Origin of the sequence: Escherichia whittamii (genome assembly GCF_014836715.1) — a bacterium.
Lineage (GTDB): Bacteria > Pseudomonadota > Gammaproteobacteria > Enterobacterales > Enterobacteriaceae > Escherichia > Escherichia whittamii.
Genome location: NZ_JACSQI010000005.1, coordinates 221503 through 238411, shown reverse-complemented (window position 1 = coordinate 238411; position 16909 = coordinate 221503). Strand labels below are relative to the sequence as shown.

At 49.1% G+C, this 16909-nt stretch carries 20 protein-coding genes; 16 read left to right on the top strand and 4 right to left on the bottom strand.

Going from position 1 to position 16909, the window contains the following annotated elements; all coding sequences use genetic code 11:
- Positions 1–24: 24 nt before the first annotated feature.
- From purF to H9644_RS10615, 8 genes are all read left to right on the top strand, one after another.
- Positions 25–1542 (top strand): amidophosphoribosyltransferase, encoded by a 1518-nt coding sequence (purF, locus tag H9644_RS10650; protein WP_064526534.1) that lies wholly within the window; start codon positions 25–27, stop codon positions 1540–1542.
- A 94-nt stretch (positions 1543–1636) separates the two neighbouring features.
- The gene (ubiX, locus tag H9644_RS10645) at positions 1637–2206 is read left to right on the top strand and encodes a flavin prenyltransferase UbiX (RefSeq protein ID WP_191774507.1); all 570 of its coding nucleotides are present in this window, start codon (positions 1637–1639) and stop codon (positions 2204–2206) included.
- A 264-nt stretch (positions 2207–2470) separates the two neighbouring features.
- Positions 2471–3253, top strand: coding sequence for a lysine/arginine/ornithine ABC transporter substrate-binding protein ArgT (gene argT, locus H9644_RS10640; protein ID WP_064526540.1), 783 nt, complete (start codon positions 2471–2473; stop codon positions 3251–3253).
- Between the two features lie 220 nt (positions 3254–3473).
- Positions 3474–4256, top strand: coding sequence for a histidine ABC transporter substrate-binding protein HisJ (gene hisJ, locus H9644_RS10635; protein ID WP_064526543.1), 783 nt, complete (start codon positions 3474–3476; stop codon positions 4254–4256).
- Positions 4257–4346: 90 nt separating this feature from the next.
- A complete protein-coding gene (hisQ, locus tag H9644_RS10630; RefSeq protein WP_191774503.1) occupies positions 4347–5033 on the top strand; it encodes a histidine ABC transporter permease HisQ in 687 nt (228 codons plus the stop codon).
- A complete protein-coding gene (locus H9644_RS10625; protein ID WP_064526550.1) occupies positions 5030–5746 on the top strand; it encodes an ABC transporter permease in 717 nt (238 codons plus the stop codon). Before hisQ ends, H9644_RS10625 begins: the two co-directional genes overlap by 4 nt.
- Positions 5747–5753: 7 nt before the next feature.
- A complete protein-coding gene (gene hisP / locus H9644_RS10620; protein WP_191774501.1) occupies positions 5754–6527 on the top strand; it encodes a histidine ABC transporter ATP-binding protein HisP in 774 nt (257 codons plus the stop codon).
- 196 nt (positions 6528–6723) lie between these two features.
- Complete coding sequence (locus H9644_RS10615) at positions 6724–7626, top strand: Rpn family recombination-promoting nuclease/putative transposase (protein ID WP_191774499.1); 903 nt, start codon at positions 6724–6726, stop codon at positions 7624–7626.
- 47 nt (positions 7627–7673) lie between these two features.
- On the opposite strand, the gene H9644_RS10610 is transcribed toward H9644_RS10615, so the two are convergent.
- Genes H9644_RS10610 through yfcG form a run of 3 tightly spaced genes read right to left on the bottom strand, consistent with a single transcriptional unit; the run spans position 7674 to position 9654 of the window.
- Positions 7674–8567: a TIGR01777 family oxidoreductase gene (locus H9644_RS10610; protein WP_191774497.1), complete on the bottom strand. Its 894-nt coding sequence runs from the start codon at positions 8565–8567 to the stop codon at positions 7674–7676.
- A 20-nt stretch (positions 8568–8587) separates the two neighbouring features.
- Complete coding sequence (gene folX / locus H9644_RS10605; RefSeq protein ID WP_064526562.1) at positions 8588–8950, bottom strand: dihydroneopterin triphosphate 2'-epimerase; 363 nt, start codon at positions 8948–8950, stop codon at positions 8588–8590.
- A 56-nt stretch (positions 8951–9006) separates the two neighbouring features.
- A complete protein-coding gene (yfcG, locus tag H9644_RS10600) occupies positions 9007–9654 on the bottom strand; it encodes a GSH-dependent disulfide bond oxidoreductase (RefSeq protein ID WP_191774495.1) in 648 nt (215 codons plus the stop codon).
- A gap of 134 nt (positions 9655–9788) precedes the next feature.
- Between yfcG and yfcF the strand changes: the two genes are divergently transcribed.
- From yfcF to yfcD, 3 genes are read left to right on the top strand one after another with little or no spacing between them, the layout of a single operon-like run.
- Positions 9789–10433 (top strand): glutathione transferase, encoded by a 645-nt coding sequence (yfcF, locus tag H9644_RS10595; RefSeq protein WP_064526567.1) that lies wholly within the window; start codon positions 9789–9791, stop codon positions 10431–10433.
- A gap of 55 nt (positions 10434–10488) precedes the next feature.
- Positions 10489–11040, top strand: coding sequence for a phosphodiesterase (yfcE, locus tag H9644_RS10590; RefSeq protein ID WP_064526570.1), 552 nt, complete (start codon positions 10489–10491; stop codon positions 11038–11040).
- Positions 11041–11098: 58 nt separating this feature from the next.
- Positions 11099–11647, top strand: coding sequence for an NUDIX hydrolase YfcD (gene yfcD / locus H9644_RS10585; RefSeq protein WP_064526572.1), 549 nt, complete (start codon positions 11099–11101; stop codon positions 11645–11647).
- A 6-nt stretch (positions 11648–11653) separates the two neighbouring features.
- On the opposite strand, the gene H9644_RS10580 is transcribed toward yfcD, so the two are convergent.
- Positions 11654–12673 carry a LacI family DNA-binding transcriptional regulator gene (locus tag H9644_RS10580; protein ID WP_191774493.1) on the bottom strand — a complete coding sequence of 340 codons (1020 nt, stop codon included), beginning with the start codon at positions 12671–12673 and terminating at the stop codon, positions 11654–11656.
- A gap of 251 nt (positions 12674–12924) precedes the next feature.
- Here H9644_RS10580 and H9644_RS10575 point away from each other — a divergent pair, with 251 nt between their 5' ends.
- The 5 genes from H9644_RS10575 (at position 12925) to H9644_RS10555 (ending at position 16904) form a co-directional block, all read left to right on the top strand.
- Positions 12925–13368 (top strand): PTS sugar transporter subunit IIA, encoded by a 444-nt coding sequence (locus tag H9644_RS10575; protein ID WP_191774491.1) that lies wholly within the window; start codon positions 12925–12927, stop codon positions 13366–13368.
- Positions 13369–13447: 79 nt separating this feature from the next.
- On the top strand, positions 13448–13720 hold the full coding sequence (locus H9644_RS10570) for a PTS sugar transporter subunit IIB (protein WP_000699821.1): 273 nt from the start codon (positions 13448–13450) through the stop codon (positions 13718–13720).
- A gap of 22 nt (positions 13721–13742) precedes the next feature.
- Positions 13743–15131 carry a PTS ascorbate transporter subunit IIC gene (locus tag H9644_RS10565; RefSeq protein WP_191774489.1) on the top strand — a complete coding sequence of 463 codons (1389 nt, stop codon included), beginning with the start codon at positions 13743–13745 and terminating at the stop codon, positions 15129–15131.
- Positions 15128–15958: a transketolase gene (locus H9644_RS10560; protein ID WP_191774487.1), complete on the top strand. Its 831-nt coding sequence runs from the start codon at positions 15128–15130 to the stop codon at positions 15956–15958. Before H9644_RS10565 ends, H9644_RS10560 begins: the two co-directional genes overlap by 4 nt.
- Positions 15951–16904 carry a transketolase family protein gene (locus H9644_RS10555; protein WP_064526588.1) on the top strand — a complete coding sequence of 318 codons (954 nt, stop codon included), beginning with the start codon at positions 15951–15953 and terminating at the stop codon, positions 16902–16904. Before H9644_RS10560 ends, H9644_RS10555 begins: the two co-directional genes overlap by 8 nt.
- Positions 16905–16909 lie beyond the last annotated feature (5 nt).

The following is a 16909-nucleotide window of genomic DNA, read 5'->3' as shown; positions in this document are numbered from 1 at the left end:
GTGGCTTAACGAGGAAAAAGACGTATGTGCGGTATTGTCGGTATCGCCGGTGTTATGCCGGTTAACCAGTCGATTTATGATGCCTTAACGGTGCTTCAGCATCGCGGTCAGGATGCCGCCGGCATCATCACCATAGATGCCAATAACTGCTTTCGTTTGCGTAAAGCGAACGGGCTGGTGAGCGATGTATTTGAAGCTCGCCATATGCAGCGTTTGCAGGGCAATATGGGCATTGGTCATGTGCGTTACCCTACGGCTGGCAGCTCCAGTGCCTCTGAAGCGCAGCCGTTTTACGTTAACTCTCCGTATGGTATTACGCTTGCCCACAACGGCAATCTGACCAACGCTCACGAGTTGCGTAAAAAACTGTTTGAAGAAAAACGCCGCCACATCAACACCACTTCCGACTCGGAAATTCTGCTTAATATCTTCGCCAGCGAGCTGGACAACTTCCGCCACTACCCGCTGGAAGCCGACAACATTTTCGCCGCCATTGCCGCCACGAACCGCCAAATTCGCGGCGCGTATGCCTGCGTAGCGATGATTATCGGCCACGGTATGGTCGCCTTCCGCGATCCTAACGGGATTCGTCCGCTGGTGTTGGGGAAACGTGATATCGACGAGAATCGCACGGAATATATGGTCGCTTCCGAAAGCGTTGCGCTCGATACGCTGGGCTTTGAGTTCCTGCGTGACGTCGCCCCAGGCGAAGCGATTTACATCACTGAAGAAGGGCAGTTGTTTACCCGTCAGTGTGCAGACAATCCGGTCAGCAATCCGTGCTTATTTGAGTATGTTTACTTTGCCCGTCCGGACTCATTCATCGACAAAATTTCCGTTTACAGCGCCCGCGTTAATATGGGCACGAAACTGGGTGAGAAAATTGCCCGTGAATGGGAAGATCTGGATATCGACGTGGTTATTCCGATCCCGGAAACTTCCTGCGATATCGCGTTGGAAATCGCCCGAATTTTGGGCAAACCGTACCGTCAGGGCTTTGTTAAAAACCGCTATGTTGGTCGTACCTTCATCATGCCGGGTCAGCAACTGCGTCGTAAATCTGTGCGCCGTAAACTGAACGCTAACCGCGCTGAGTTCCGCGATAAAAACGTCCTGCTGGTTGATGACTCCATCGTGCGCGGCACCACCTCTGAACAAATTATCGAGATGGCACGCGAAGCCGGAGCGAAGAAAGTATATCTCGCCTCTGCGGCACCGGAGATTCGCTTCCCGAACGTTTATGGTATTGATATGCCAAGCGCCACGGAACTGATCGCCCACGGTCGTGAAGTGGATGAAATTCGTCAGATCATCGGTGCCGACGGTTTGATTTTCCAGGATCTCAACGATCTGATCGAAGCTGTTCGCGCTGAAAATCCGGATATCCAGCAGTTCGAATGCTCAGTGTTTAACGGCGTTTACGTTACTAAAGATGTTGATCAGGGCTATCTCGATTTCCTCGATACCTTACGTAATGACGACGCCAAAGCATTGCAACGTCTGAATGAAGTGGAAAACCTGGAAATGCATAACGAAGGATGACGCCTTCGCTCAGGGTGCCAGTCTGGCACCCTGACTTGCAACTCCCGCCGAAATCCTGCAAAGTCTGCCAGCAAGTCTGACAGGGCAACTCTCTATGAAACGACTCATTGTAGGCATCAGTGGTGCCAGCGGCGCGATTTATGGCGTGCGCTTATTACAGGTTCTGCGCGATGTTGCAGATATCGAAACGCATCTGGTGATGAGCCAGGCGGCGCGCCAGACCTTATCTCTCGAAACGGATTTTACCCTGCGCGAAGTGCAGGCGTTAGCTGATGTAACTCATGATGCGCGCGATATTGCCGCCAGCATCTCTTCTGGTTCTTTCCAGACGCTGGGGATGGTGATTTTACCCTGTTCAATCAAAACCCTTTCCGGCATTGTCCATAGCTATACCGATGGCCTGTTGACTCGTGCGGCAGATGTGGTGCTGAAAGAGCGTCGACCGCTGGTGCTCTGCGTGCGTGAAACACCGTTGCACTTAGGCCACCTGCGCTTAATGACTCAGGCGGCAGAAATTGGTGCGGTGATTATGCCTCCTGTTCCGGCGTTTTATCATCGCCCGCAATCCCTTGATGATGTGATAAATCAGACGGTTAACCGTGTTCTTGACCAGTTTTCGATAACCCTTCCTGAAGATCTCTTTGCCCGCTGGCAGGGCGCATAACGCCGCTGTTGCCCTGTTTCAGGGCAATTTTGCAACCGCGATCAAATCCTCGACATTTTGTTCCTTCCATTGAATCGAAACGCTGCGATTCAACCGCCATACCTGCTATCTTCAATTTCAGGACAATAATGCAACGTCTTATTAACATATTTTACGTTGAATGTTGCTGCTGTCGGCAAGATGGCATAAGACCTGCATGAACGAGCCTGCAAACACACAACACAATACACAACATAAAAAAGCCATTTCACTTGAGGGTTATGTATGAAGAAGTCGATTCTCGCTCTGTCTTTGTTAGTCGGTATTTCCGCAGCGGCTTCCAGCTATGCTGCGCTGCCGGAGACGGTACGTATCGGAACCGATACCACCTATGCGCCGTTCTCATCGAAAGATGCCAAAGGTGACTTTGTTGGCTTTGATATCGATCTCGGTAACGAGATGTGCAAACGGATGCAGGTAAAATGTACCTGGGTTGCCAGTGATTTTGACGCGCTGATCCCCTCACTGAAAGCGAAAAAAATCGACGCGATTATTTCGTCGCTCTCCATTACCGACAAACGTCAGCAGGAGATTGCTTTCTCCGACAAGCTGTACGCCGCGGATTCCCGTCTGATTGCCGCCAAAGGTTCGCCGATTCAGCCAACGCTGGATTCACTGAAAGGTAAACATGTAGGAGTGCTGCAAGGCTCCACTCAGGAAGCCTACGCTAACGATACCTGGCGCAGTAAAGGTATTGATGTTGTGGCCTATGCCAACCAGGATTTAGTCTATTCCGATCTTGCTGCGGGGCGTCTGGATGCTGCGTTACAAGATGAAGTTGCTGCCAGTGAAGGGTTCCTTAAGCAACCAGCCGGTAAAGAGTTCGCCTTTGCAGGTCCATCAGTGAAAGACAAAAAATACTTTGGTGACGGCACCGGTGTTGGGTTGCGTAAAGATGATGCCGAACTGACAGCCGCCTTTGACAAAGCGCTTGGCGAGCTGCGCCAGGATGGTACTTACGACAAGATGGCGAAAAAGTACTTCGATTTTAATGTCTACGGTGACTGATACGTCGCAGGGAGGCTGCACCTGATAGCGTCATTATCATGGTGCGCTCCAGGTTTGTTGCACTATCGTGGTGCATTGAAATGCATACTTAAGCAATTTTAATGAAAAATAATACGGCTAACTGGCCTGGATATTTTGCCTTGTTGGTCAATTTTATGGCACGATAAGTGTAACAAACCTGTAAACACTCCCTATTAAAAGACTGTCAGTTGAGGACATTATGAAAAAACTGGTGCTATCGCTCTCTCTGGTTCTGGCCTTCTCCAGCGCGACTGCTGCTTTTGCTGCTATTCCGCAAAATATTCGCATCGGTACTGACCCAACTTATGCACCGTTTGAATCAAAAAATTCACAAGGTGAATTGGTTGGCTTTGATATCGATCTGGCAAAGGAATTATGCAAACGCATCAATACGCAATGTACATTTGTCGAAAATCCGCTGGATGCGTTAATTCCGTCATTAAAAGCGAAGAAGATTGACGCCATCATGTCATCGCTTTCTATCACTGAAAAACGTCAGCAGGAAATAGCCTTCACCGACAAATTGTACGCCGCCGATTCTCGTCTGGTTGTGGCGAAAAACGCCGACATCCAACCGACAGTAGAATCGCTGAAAGGCAAGCGGGTAGGCGTATTGCAGGGGACTACTCAGGAGACGTTCGGTAACGAGCACTGGGCGCCAAAAGGCATTGAAATCGTCTCTTATCAGGGGCAGGACAACATTTATTCTGACCTGACCGCCGGGCGTATTGATGCTGCGTTCCAGGACGAAGTTGCCGCCAGCGAAGGTTTCCTCAAACAGCCAGTCGGTAAAGATTACAAATTCGGTGGTCCATCGGTTAAAGATGAAAAACTGTTCGGTGTAGGCACCGGCATGGGCCTGCGTAAAGAAGATAACGAACTGCGCGAGGCACTGAACAAAGCCTTTGCCGAAATGCGCGCTGACGGTACTTACGAGAAATTAGCGAAAAAGTACTTCGATTTTGATGTTTATGGTGGTTAATCACCATCGGTGAAAGAAAGCCCGCTCCCTTTGGGCAACCGGAGGGAGACAAGAGGCGGGAAATTCACCACACACGACAGGACAGGCAGCATGTTGTATGGGTTTTCAGGTGTTATTTTACAGGGTGCGCTCGTCACGCTGGAGCTGGCTATCAGTTCTGTAGTGCTCGCTGTAATCATCGGTTTAATTGGCGCTGGCGGTAAGCTTTCGCAAAATCAGCTCTCGGGGCTGATTTTCGAAGGATATACCACGCTGATTCGCGGCGTGCCGGATTTAGTGTTGATGCTGCTGATATTTTATGGTTTGCAGATTGCGCTAAATACGGTGACGGAGGCGATGGGCGTCGGGCAGATTGATATTGATCCGATGGTTGCCGGTATTATCACCCTGGGGTTTATTTACGGTGCTTACTTCACCGAAACGTTCCGTGGCGCGTTTATGGCGGTGCCGAAAGGGCAAATAGAGGCGGCGACGGCGTTCGGTTTTACCCGTGGGCAAGTGTTTCGGCGGATTATGTTTCCGGCGATGATGCGTTACGCTCTGCCGGGCATTGGCAACAACTGGCAGGTGATCCTCAAATCTACCGCCCTGGTTTCGTTACTCGGCCTGGAAGATGTGGTCAAAGCCACTCAACTGGCAGGCAAAAGTACCTGGGAACCGTTCTATTTCGCCATCGTTTGTGGCGTGATTTATCTGGTTTTTACCACCGTTTCCAATGGTGTGCTGCTGTTCCTTGAGCGCCGCTACTCCGTGGGTGTGAAGAGGGCTGACCTGTGATCGAAATCTTACATGAATACTGGAAACCGCTGCTGTGGACTGACGGTTATCGCTTTACCGGTGTGGCAATCACCCTCTGGCTGCTGATTTTGTCGGTAGTCATGGGCGGCATTCTGGCGCTGTTTCTGGCAATTGGTCGCGTCTCCAGCAATAAATACATCCAGTTTCCCATTTGGCTGTTTACCTATATTTTTCGCGGTACGCCGCTGTATGTGCAGTTGCTGGTGTTCTATTCCGGCATGTACACGCTGGAGATTGTTAAAGGGACCGAGTTCCTTAACGCTTTCTTCCGCAGTGGCCTGAACTGTACCGTGCTGGCGCTGACGCTCAACACCTGCGCTTACACCACCGAGATTTTTGCCGGAGCGATCCGCTCGGTGCCTCACGGGGAAATCGAAGCTGCCAGAGCCTATGGTTTCTCGACCTTTAAAATGTATCGCTGCATTATTTTGCCGTCAGCGCTGCGTATTGCTTTACCGGCCTACAGCAACGAAGTGATCCTGATGTTGCACTCTACCGCGCTGGCGTTTACGGCCACGGTACCGGATCTGCTGAAAATTGCCCGCGATATCAACGCCGCGACTTATCAACCTTTTACCGCCTTCGGCATTGCTGCGGTACTCTATTTAATGATCTCTTATGTCCTGATCAGCCTCTTTCGCAGGGCAGAAAAACGCTGGTTGCAGCATGTGAAACCTTCTTCAACGCACTGAGAATACGATGTCCGAGAATAAATTAAACGTTATCGATTTGCACAAACGCTACGGCGAACATGAAGTGCTGAAAGGGGTGTCACTGCAAGCGAACGCCGGGGATGTGATCAGCATCATCGGATCGTCGGGATCGGGGAAAAGTACCTTTCTGCGCTGTATTAACTTCCTCGAAAAACCGAGTGAAGGATCGATCGTGGTTAACGGCCAGACCATCAATCTGGTGCGGGATAAAGACGGCCAACTCAAAGTCGCCGATAAAAATCAGCTGCGCTTACTGCGCACGCGCCTGACCATGGTGTTCCAGCACTTCAATCTCTGGAGCCATATGACGGTACTGGAAAACGTCATGGAAGCGCCCATTCAGGTGCTGGGCCTGAGCAAGCTGGAAGCACGCGAGCGGGCGGTGAAATATCTGGCGAAAGTTGGCATAGACGAACGCGCGCAGGGGAAATACCCGGTGCATCTTTCCGGTGGTCAACAACAGCGTGTTTCCATTGCACGGGCGCTGGCGATGGAACCGGAAGTTCTACTGTTTGATGAACCTACATCGGCCCTTGACCCAGAGCTGGTGGGCGAAGTGCTGCGCATTATGCAGCAGCTGGCGGAAGAGGGGAAAACGATGGTGGTGGTGACTCACGAAATGGAATTTGCTCGCCATGTCTCTACACATGTTATTTTCCTCCATCAGGGGAAAATTGAAGAAGAGGGCGCGCCAGAACAATTATTTGGCAACCCGCAAAGTCCTCGTTTGCAACAGTTCCTTAAGGGGGCGCTGAAATAGTTATCTCTCCGGTGGCTAATGCTGCCGGAGTATTTTCAAGGCTAATTTGCGAGTTAGCTTCCATTGAGATGTATATATTGCAGTCCACTTAAAATAGTTCTGAAGTCGCTGTCCAGATATAAAAACTGCCTGCTGCATTGCTTATAAAGGGTGGTTATTGTCTCGTCATCTTAAATTTGAGGGGTGACGGAACGCCATGACCATATCGACAACTTCCACACCGCATGATGCGGTATTTAAATCCTTTTTACGTCATCCGGACACCGCGCGGGATTTTATTGATATTCACCTTCCCGCGCCGCTACGTAAACTGTGTGATTTAACGACGCTAAAACTGGAACCCAACAGTTTTATTGATGAAAACCTGCGACAATATTATTCCGACATCTTGTGGTCAGTGAAAACTGAGGATGGGATGGGGTATATTTATGTCGTCATTGAACACCAAAGTAAGGCGGAAGAACTAATGGCTTTTCGCATGATGCGCTATTCCATCGCGGCGATGCAAAACCATCTTGATGCAGGCTATAAAGAACTGCCTTTAGTGATCCCAATGCTGTTTTATCACGGTTGCAGGAGTCCTTATCCTTATTCTCTCTGCTGGTTAGATGAATTTGCGGAACCTGCTATAGCCCGCAAAATTTATTCATCGGCTTTTCCGCTGGTGGATATTACCGTAGTGCCGGATGACGAGATTATGCAACACCGTAAAATGGCATTGCTGGAGTTAATTCAGAAACATATTCGCCAGCGCGATCTGTTGGGATTAGTAGAGCAAATTGTTTCCCTATTAGTTACAGGGAACACTAATGACAGACAGCTAAAAGCCCTGTTTAATTACGTATTACAAACGGGGGATGCCCAGCGTTTTCGTGATTTTATTGGTGAGATAGCGGAACGTGCACCACAAGAAAAGGAGAAACTGATGACCATTGCTGACAGATTACGTGAAGAAGGGCGGAATGATGGATTAATTCTGGGAAAACGCGAAGAAGCTCTGCGAATTGCTCAGGAGATGCTGGAGAGGGGGGTAGACAGAGAGTTAGTTCTGATGGTGACCCGACTTTCGCCAGACGATCTTATCGCGAAAAGCCACTAATCCTGTAAAACCGGAGGCTATCTGGTGGATGTTTGCGGTTAAACGCATCAGCGAACAACATCTGCCAGCGCCTCGTCTAAATCGTACCAGCGAAACGCAAAACCCGCTTCTTCAAGCCGTTTTGGTAACGCACGTTGTCCGCCTAATACCAGAACTGAAGATTCGCCCATTAACAGCCGAATGGCGGTCGCGGGGACGCGCATAATCGCCGGGCGATGCAGTGCATGGCCGAGCGCATGGGAAAATTGTTCATTGCGTACTGGGTAGGGGGCAACCATATTAAATGGCCCGCGCAGATCGTTATCCAGCAGCCAGAGAATCCCGTTGACCATATCATCGATATGAATCCAGGCCAGATACTGCCGACCAGAACCAATCGGGCCACCCAGGCCAAGACGAAACGGCGGCAGCATTTTGCCGAGAATACCGCCATCTGGTGCCAGTACCACACCGGTACGCAGCAGGCACACTCGTGTTCTGTCACTTTGCGCCCGACAGGCAATTTCTTCCCAACGAGCGCAGAGTTTATGGGTAAATTCGTTATGTGGAGGCTCTTCTTCGGTAACCACCACTTCACCTAAATCACCGTAATATCCCGTCGCTGAACCTGAAATAAGGACCGACGGCGGCGTGTCGCTGGCGTTAATTAAATCCACCAGTTTTTGCGTAATATTCCAGCGACTTTGGCACAGTCGGTCTTTTTGCTCGCGAGTCCAGCGTTTGTCGGCAATCGGTTCGCCAGCCAGGTTGATTACCGTGTCAACGCCGTTAAGGTTGCTTTGATTGGCAAGCCCTTGCCATAGTGTCACTTGGGGGCCGAGGATTGAACTGGCTTTCTGCGGGGTACGCGTCACTACGGTGACCTGATGGCCCAACTCCAGCAAACGCGGGATTAAATGGCGACCAATTAATCCTGTCCCTCCGGTGATCACTATATTCATGCAGCCTCCCGATATGGCGGTTAACGCTGCCAGCTCAAGGTCATTGATACCGAATCGGCATAGCGCAGCGCGTGCAGTTTATCGATCTCCACTTCAGCATAGGTTACCCAGTGATGTTCACGTGCGATATCGAGCACATCCTGAGTTAATTTTTCCAGCAAAGAGAAACGGTTATTCTCTACGTGTTGAATGATGTTTTTGGTGATGGTGCGATAGTTCAGCGCGTCATTAATATCTTCACTGGTACGCGCTTTATCGGCGGGGTAGTGGATCGTGACATTGATAACGATGTCCTGACGGTTGTTAATCTCTTCGTCCTTAATTCCGATAAATGTACGTAAACGAAGGTTCTTTATACGAATAATAGCGGCAGGTTGTGACATTGCAGGTTCCCTGTTGTTTTACTTAGACTGGAATAATACACGAGAACCTTTCTCAGTTAACTATCTGAGAGCTCATCATTCAATTGGGCCTTTAATAGTGATTGCCCGGTGGCAGGGCGCGAACGGATCCGCTCATGCCAGTTCTTCGCTGCCGGGTACATAGCAAGGTCAATCCGCTGGCGAGCATATGCATTTACCCACGGCCAACAGGCAATATCCGCAATGCTGTAATCTTCGCCGCCAAGCCAGGGGGAGTTTTCCAGTCGCTTGTTCAGTACATGGTACAGACGCTGAGATTCAACCTGATAGCGTTCAATAGCGTAAGGAATGGTTTGGGGGGCTGCGTGATTAAAATGATGATTTTGCCCAAGCATCGGCCCCAGGCCGCCAACCTGCCAGAATAACCACTGTAAGGTGGTGGCGCGCTCACGCGGGTCGTGACTTAAAAATAGTCCCGTTTTCTCCGCCAGATACAACAAAATTGCACCTGACTCAAAGAGGCTTAACGGTTCGCCGCCATCAGTCGGTGAATGATCAACAATTGCCGGAATTTTATTGTTCGGCGAAATACGCAAAAACTCCGGGCGAAACTGACAGCCTTTCCCCAGGTCAACCTTGATTAAACGATAATCCAGGCCAGCCTCTTCGAGAAACAGCGTAATTTTGTGGCCATTTGGGGTAGGGGCGTAATAGAGATCGATCATTGCAGCTCCGGTTGTCTAATAATCTGAACATCTCAAGTATAGAAACCCCGGAGACTTGCGTGAGTTTTCATCAAGTAACAGTGGCAAAAAGGCTCTATAGTTTGAGAGCAAGCCCCTTTATCGCCGAGGATATAATGAGTAAACCCGCTATCACGCTTTGGTCAGATGCCCATTTTTTCTCCCCCTACGTGTTATCCGCCTGGGTGGCGTTGCAGGAAAAAGGACTACCTTTTCATATAAAGACTATCGACCTTGGCAGCGGTGAACATTTACAGCCGACGTGGCAAGGTTACGGGCAGACACGCCGCGTGCCTTTGTTACAGATTGATGATTTTGAGTTGAGCGAATCCTCTGCCATAGCGGAATATCTGGAAGACCGTTTTGCGCCGCCAACCTGGGAACGCATTTATCCATTGGATCTGCAAAATCGGGCGCGTGCCCGGCAGATTCAGGCATGGCTGAGAAGCGACCTGATGCCTCTGCGTGAAGAGCGTTCGACGGATGTCGTTTTTGCTGGTGCAAAAAAAGCACCGCTAACGGCGGAGGGAAAAGCCAGCGCGGAGAAACTGTTCGCTATGACAGAACATTTATTGATCCATAACCAGCCTAATTTGTTTGGCGAGTGGTGCATTGCTGATACTGATTTAGCGCTAATGATTAATCGTCTGGTGCTGCACGGCGATGATGTGCCGGAGCGTCTGGTGGATTATGCGGCATTCCAGTGGCAGCGGGCTTCAGTTCAGCGCTTTATTGCACTTTCAGCAAAGCAATCTGGCTGATAGCGGTGACAGAATCCAGTATCATAGCTAACGTTTTTTCGACGAGGAGTGAGTGATGAAACTGATGTTTGCATCGGACATTCATGGGTCGTTACCGGCGACGGAACGTGTACTGGAGTTGTTTGCCCAAAGCGGCGCTCAATGGCTGGTGATTCTTGGCGACGTGCTGAATCACGGCCCACGCAATGCTTTACCGGAGGGCTATGCGCCGGCAAAGGTGGCAGAACGGTTGAACGAAGTGGCGCATAAAGTTATCGCAGTACGTGGTAACTGCGACAGTGAAGTGGACCAAATGCTGCTGCATTTCCCAATGACCGCGCCATGGCAACAGGTGTTGCTGGAAAAACAGCGCCTGTTTCTGACACATGGTCATCTGTTTGGTCCGGATAATCTGCCGGCGTTAAACCAGAATGACGTGCTGGTGTATGGTCATACCCATCTGCCGGTGGCGGAGCAGCGGGGGGAGATTTTCCACTTCAACCCCGGTTCGGTTAGCATTCCGAAAGGCGGCAATCTGGCGAGCTACGGCATGCTCGAAGATGACGTACTAAGCGTAATCGCACTCAATGATCAAAGTATCATTGCGCAGGTCGCGATTAATCCGTAATTTACCCAACAACTCAAAATGCGCCGTAAGAGCGCCAGAAAAAGAAGGTTTCCTGATAATGGAACAGCGTCGTTTGGCAAGTACTGAATGGGTGGATATTGTCAATGAAGATAACGAAGTCATTGCACAAGCCAGCCGGGAACAAATGCGGGCACAGTGTCTGCGTCATCGTGCAACTTACATCGTCGTGCATGATGGTATGGGCAAAATTCTGGTCCAGCGTCGTACCGAGACAAAAGACTTTTTACCCGGCATGTTAGATGCGACCGCGGGTGGTGTGGTCCAGGCCGATGAGCAACTGCTGGAATCCGCACGTCGCGAAGCGGAAGAAGAGTTGGGCATTGCCGGTGTCCCCTTTGCCGAGCACGGGCAGTTCTATTTCGAAGACAAAAATTGCCGTGTCTGGGGCGCGTTGTTCAGCTGTGTTTCTCACGGTCCCTTCGCCCTTCAGGAAGATGAAGTCAGTGAGGTTTGCTGGCTGACGCCTGAAGAAATCACCGCTCGTTGCGATGAGTTCACACCAGACTCGCTGAAAGCTCTTGCACTGTGGATGAAGCGCAATGCCAGGAATGAAGTAGAAACTAAAGAAGATCCAGAAGAGGCTTAATAAGTTTCAGCAGCTTTCACGTAAACATAAACTGGGAGCGATGAGTATCTGATCGCTCCAGTTACCTTCTTTAATTCGTTCCAGCAAAGCCTTTCCTGCTTCCAGACCAATTTTCCTGTGAGGAACGGCCATTGTTGTTAATGGCGGTTGGCAAACTTTGCTAACGTCACTGTCACCAAATCCCACTACGGCGAGATCGTCTGGTACTTTGATGCGTCTTCGTTGACATTCGTACAGGACACCGCAAGCCAACTCATCTGACACACATACCAGGACATCCAGTTCCGGCCATGCGAGTAAAAATTCCGGCAATTGTGATGCTCCGGTGGAAAAGACCGGTGGCAGAGCAGCATTAATAACACGGTTGGGAGACATATGATGGCGTAACATGGCTTTATACCATCCCTGTAAATGCTGCTGAAAGATCCACTGTTCCTGGTTGGCGCATAGCAAACCGATATTCTGATAACCACGTTGTACCAGCATATCCGTCAGTTCGAACATTGCTGCGACATTATCAATACCAATGTTCATATCAATCGGATCGGTACGAATGGCACCGATTTCCATAACGGGAATCGAGGCATTTTTGAGCCAGTTACGCACGGTATTATTATGCTCAACACTGAGCAAAATTGCTGCGGCGATATTCGAAGCCAGCAGGGTTTCCAGCAGTTTTTCTTCTTGTTCCAGACGATGGCGTGACTCGGCCAGGATTATCTGATATCCCGCTGGTTGTAGCACATGTTGCAGTCCGGCAAACATTTCCGTGCATCCCGCTTCAGCCAGGTTTGGTACGACCATTGCAATCGTGTGTGACGATGCCGATGCCAGCGCACTTGCAGTGAGGTTGGGCATGTACCCTAATTCATTAACTGCGGCTTCAATCTTCTCCCGCAGTTTATCGGAAACTTGTTCGGGAGTGCGTAACGCTCTGGATACTGTCATTGTGCCAACTCCCGCGAGTTGCGCGACATCGGCGATAGTGACTTTACCTGTACTACGACGTTTTCGGGTTATTGCCATACAAAATCCTGCTCAGCGACTACATATGGAGATCTTTTTTTACTTAACATCAACGGCTTCCTGTTGGTAGCAGAGTATACCTCTTAATTTCTGATAGAAGTTTGGATTTCATCAGTGAAATCCGTTTTGATAGCGCTATCACAAATATGAATGATACATACTGATAGCGCTATCTTTGTGAGATTGATCTCAGATATACCGCCGTTGCTTGCTTAAAGTCTGCTCATTGACACGGAAAATGAGGAGGACAAGTGCTTAATACCTGGCTTTCTGATTCAACAATCGCATTACGAAAGAATGTCGCAACCTGGCAGCAGGCATTAGATATTTGTGCCAGACCGTTACTGGAGGCGGAGATAATTACCACGGATTATCTCAGTGCGATAAAAACACAACATGAAAAACTGGGGCCTTATTATGTCCTGGCGCCTGGGCTGGCCATGCCGCATGCCAGACCAGAAGAAGGAGCAAAAGGATTAGGGTTATCATTATTAAAACTTGAAGAAGGTGTCAGTTTTAATGCAGAGGAATTTGATCCTGTAGATATCATCATTTTACTTGCCGCACCAGACAAACACAGTCATATCGAAATGATATCTGCACTGGCTGAGTTGTTCTCCAGTGAGAAGGATTTACAGGAATTGCATCAGGCTCGCAACCTGGAGGAAATAAAAACGATAATTTCACGATTCTAATTACATTCCAAATTCAGTTTTATCACAACATTACGCCGTTGCGTGATGAGAACTTCTACAACTTAACATGGTGAATATAATGAAAATTATGGCTATTTGTGGCTCCGGGCTTGGTAGTAGTTTTATGGTCGAAATGAATATTAAAAAAGTTCTGAAAAAAATGGAGATAGAAGCGGAAGTGGAACATTCCGATCTCTCATCAGCAACGCCTGGGGCTGCTGATTTATTTGTGATGGCTAAAGATATTGCCGCCAGTGCCAGCGTACCGGAAAGTCAGTTGGTGGTTATCAACAACATCATTGATATTAATGAACTCGAAACGCAACTGCGTAACTGGTTCGCAAAACAATAACCTTAATTGAAGCGAGGTGGATATGTTTATCCTTGAAACGCTGAATTTTGTTGTTGATATACTCAAAGTACCCTCGGTACTGGTCGGTTTGATTGCCTTAATCGGTCTGGTTGCGCAGAAAAAAAACTTTTCAGATGTTGTTAAAGGCACAATTAAAACCATCCTCGGCTTTATTGTACTGGGCGGTGGTGCCACTGTTTTAGTTGGTTCTTTAAATCCGCTGGGGAGTATGTTTGAACATGCCTTTAATATTCAGGGTATCATTCCTAATAATGAGGCTATTGTTTCTATTGCGTTAGAAAAATATGGCGCATCGACGGCGCTTATTATGGCATTTGGTATGGTGGCGAATATTATTGTTGCCCGCTTTACCCGCCTGAAATATATCTTCCTGACCGGGCACCACACATTTTACATGGCCTGCATGATTGGTGTGATTCTGACAGTGGCTGGTTTTGACGGTATATCACTGGTATTTACCGGTTCTCTTATTCTGGGACTGGTGATGGCATTTTTCCCGGCACTAGCACAACGCTATATGAGGCGTATTACCGGGAATGATGACATCGCATTTGGTCACTTTGGCACCCTGGGATATGTACTCTCTGGCTGGATTGGCAGCGTGTGCGGTAAAGGTTCCCGTTCCACCGAAGAGATGAATTTGCCCAAAAATCTGAGCTTCCTGCGCGACAGTTCCATCTCTATTTCCCTGACGATGATGGTGATTTATCTGATCATGGCGATCAGTGCGGGTCGTGAGTACGTTGAAAGCCAGTTCAGTGGCGGTCAAAACTACCTTGTCTACGCCATCATTATGGCCATCACCTTCGCTGCTGGCGTATTTATCATTCTGCAAGGTGTGCGTTTAATCCTTGCTGAAATAGTTCCGGCATTTACCGGGTTCTCAGAAAAGCTGGTGCCGAATGCCCGTCCAGCCCTCGATTGCCCGGTTGTGTATCCGTATGCGCCAAACGCAGTGCTAGTTGGCTTCTTGTTTAGCTTTCTTGGCGGTTTGGTGGGGCTATTTTTGTTGGGGCAGATGAAGCTGGTGCTGATCCTTCCTGGTGTCGTTCCTCACTTCTTCACCGGGGCGACTGCGGGGGTATTTGGTAACGCTACAGGTGGACGCCGCGGCGCGATGATAGGTGCTTTTGCGAATGGCTTATTGATTACCTTCCTGCCAGTGCTGTTATTGCCAGTTCTGGGGGCGATAGGCTTTGCGAATACGACCTTTTCCGATGCAGATTTTGGTGTTGTCGGCATCATTCTCGGAAACCTGGCACGTTATCTCTCACCTTTTGCCATCACCGGACTTGTAGTAGCGCTATTTGTGCTGCTGGTTGCCTGGAACATTTTCGCCAATAACAAACTCGCTGCCAAAGCGCAGGAGAGGAGCGGAGCCAAATCATGAATGTTAAAGAAGTGACGCAATTTGCACGGGATATTCGTATCCAGACGCTGAAATCATTAACCCATCTTGGCTTCGGTCATTATGGTGGCAGCATGTCGGTTGTGGAGACGCTGGCAGTTCTTTATGGCGCGGTAATGAAAATTGATCCTGCTGATCCCGACTGGCCTGAGCGTGACTATTTTGTCTTGTCAAAAGGGCATGCCGGACCTGCGCTCTACAGTACTCTGGCACTGAAAGGTTATTTTCCACTGGAAGAATTAAGCACCTTAAATCAGAACGGAACTCGCTTACCAAGTCATCCGGATCGGCTAAAGACGCGTGGTGTTGATGCCACCACAGGATCGCTGGGGCAGGGGATATCCATTGCCGGAGGGATGGCGCTGTCGCATAAACTGGCGGGGCGCAAGAATCGGGTTTTTTGTATTGTCGGTGACGGTGAACTTAATGAAGGCCAATGTTGGGAAGCCTTCCAGTTTATCGCACATCATCGTTTGAATAATCTCACTGTTTTTGTTGACTGGAACAAACAGCAGCTTGATGGCGAACTGGATGAAATTATTAATCCGTTTGATTTAGAAGGTAAATTCCGCGCTTTCGGTTTTGATGTCGTGACAGTGAAGGGAGATGATATTGAGGGCTTGTTGAATGTAGTTAAACCTGTCCTGCCAGCAGAGGCCAGACCGAGAGTGGTCATTCTCGATAGCATTAAAGGGCAGGGGGTACCGTGTCTCGAGCAACTCAGTAATTCCCATCACTTACGCCTCACGGAAGAAATGAAGGAGACGCTAAACGAAACAATTCGCCAACTGGAGGCCATGCATGATTAAGCTCGCACCGGCAGGACAAAAAGACAGTATCGAAATGCGCAAAGTTTATGCAGGTTTTATCGCGCAACAGAGTGAAAACGGTAATTCTGTCATTGCCCTTGAGGCTGATTTAATGAGTTCTATGGCAATGGACAGCGTGGCGCGGGATTATCCACAGCACGTCATCAATTGCGGCATTATGGAAGCCAATGTTATCGGCACAGCAGCAGGGCTGGCCTTAACCGGGCGCAAGCCATTCGTGCATACCTTTACCGCATTTGCCAGCCGTCGCTGTTTTGATCAGCTCTTTATGTCGCTTGATTACCAGCGTGCTAACGTCAAAGTTATCGCTTCTGATGCGGGTGTTACCGCTTGCCACAATGGCGGAACACATATGTCATTTGAAGATATGGGGATTGTGCGCGGGCTGGCGCATTCGGTGGTGATGGAGATGACCGATGCAGTGATGTTTAGTGATATTTTACGCCAGCTTGTGGTGCTTGATGGGTTTTACTGGGTTCGTACCATCCGTAAGCAAGCAGCGAGTATTTACGCACCAGGTACGACCTTTACGATTGGTAAAGGGCAGGTATTACGTGAAGGTACGGATATCACCTTGATTGCTAATGGCATTATGGTGGCGGAAGCGCTTGAGGCTGCTCGTCAACTTGAGCAGGCTGGGGTAAGTGCAGCGGTCATTGATATGTTTACTCTCAAACCTATTGATCGGATGTTAATTAAAAATTATGCCGAAAAAACAGGGCGGATCGTGACATGTGAAAACCATAGTATTCACAATGGATTAGGTTCAGCAGTTGCTGAAGTACTTGTAGAAACTTGTCCTGTGCCCATGCGTCGGGTGGGGGTTAAAGAGCGTTATGGCCAGGTTGGAACTCAGGACTTTTTACAACGGGAATATGGTTTAACGGCACATGATATTGTGGCAGCCGCCAGAGAGCTATTGTAATCAGT

Bases quoted from the DNA above. Each gene is read 5' to 3' on its own strand.
- purF (WP_064526534.1), top strand. From the start codon at position 25: ATGTGCGGTATTGTCGGTATCGCCGGTGTTATGCCGGTTAACCAGTCG.
- ubiX (WP_191774507.1), top strand. From the start codon at position 1,637: ATGAAACGACTCATTGTAGGCATCAGTGGTGCCAGCGGCGCGATTTAT.
- argT (WP_064526540.1), top strand. From the start codon at position 2,471: ATGAAGAAGTCGATTCTCGCTCTGTCTTTGTTAGTCGGTATTTCCGCA.
- hisJ (WP_064526543.1), top strand. From the start codon at position 3,474: ATGAAAAAACTGGTGCTATCGCTCTCTCTGGTTCTGGCCTTCTCCAGC.
- hisQ (WP_191774503.1), top strand. From the start codon at position 4,347: ATGTTGTATGGGTTTTCAGGTGTTATTTTACAGGGTGCGCTCGTCACG.
- hisP (WP_191774501.1), top strand. From the start codon at position 5,754: ATGTCCGAGAATAAATTAAACGTTATCGATTTGCACAAACGCTACGGC.
- H9644_RS10615 (WP_191774499.1), top strand. From the start codon at position 6,724: ATGACCATATCGACAACTTCCACACCGCATGATGCGGTATTTAAATCC.
- H9644_RS10610 (WP_191774497.1), bottom strand. From the start codon at position 8,567: ATGAATATAGTGATCACCGGAGGGACAGGATTAATTGGTCGCCATTTA.
- folX (WP_064526562.1), bottom strand. From the start codon at position 8,950: ATGTCACAACCTGCCGCTATTATTCGTATAAAGAACCTTCGTTTACGT.
- yfcG (WP_191774495.1), bottom strand. From the start codon at position 9,654: ATGATCGATCTCTATTACGCCCCTACCCCAAATGGCCACAAAATTACG.
- yfcF (WP_064526567.1), top strand. From the start codon at position 9,789: ATGAGTAAACCCGCTATCACGCTTTGGTCAGATGCCCATTTTTTCTCC.
- yfcE (WP_064526570.1), top strand. From the start codon at position 10,489: ATGAAACTGATGTTTGCATCGGACATTCATGGGTCGTTACCGGCGACG.
- yfcD (WP_064526572.1), top strand. From the start codon at position 11,099: ATGGAACAGCGTCGTTTGGCAAGTACTGAATGGGTGGATATTGTCAAT.
- H9644_RS10580 (WP_191774493.1), bottom strand. From the start codon at position 12,673: ATGGCAATAACCCGAAAACGTCGTAGTACAGGTAAAGTCACTATCGCC.
- H9644_RS10570 (WP_000699821.1), top strand. From the start codon at position 13,448: ATGAAAATTATGGCTATTTGTGGCTCCGGGCTTGGTAGTAGTTTTATG.
- H9644_RS10565 (WP_191774489.1), top strand. From the start codon at position 13,743: ATGTTTATCCTTGAAACGCTGAATTTTGTTGTTGATATACTCAAAGTA.
- H9644_RS10560 (WP_191774487.1), top strand. From the start codon at position 15,128: ATGAATGTTAAAGAAGTGACGCAATTTGCACGGGATATTCGTATCCAG.
- H9644_RS10555 (WP_064526588.1), top strand. From the start codon at position 15,951: ATGATTAAGCTCGCACCGGCAGGACAAAAAGACAGTATCGAAATGCGC.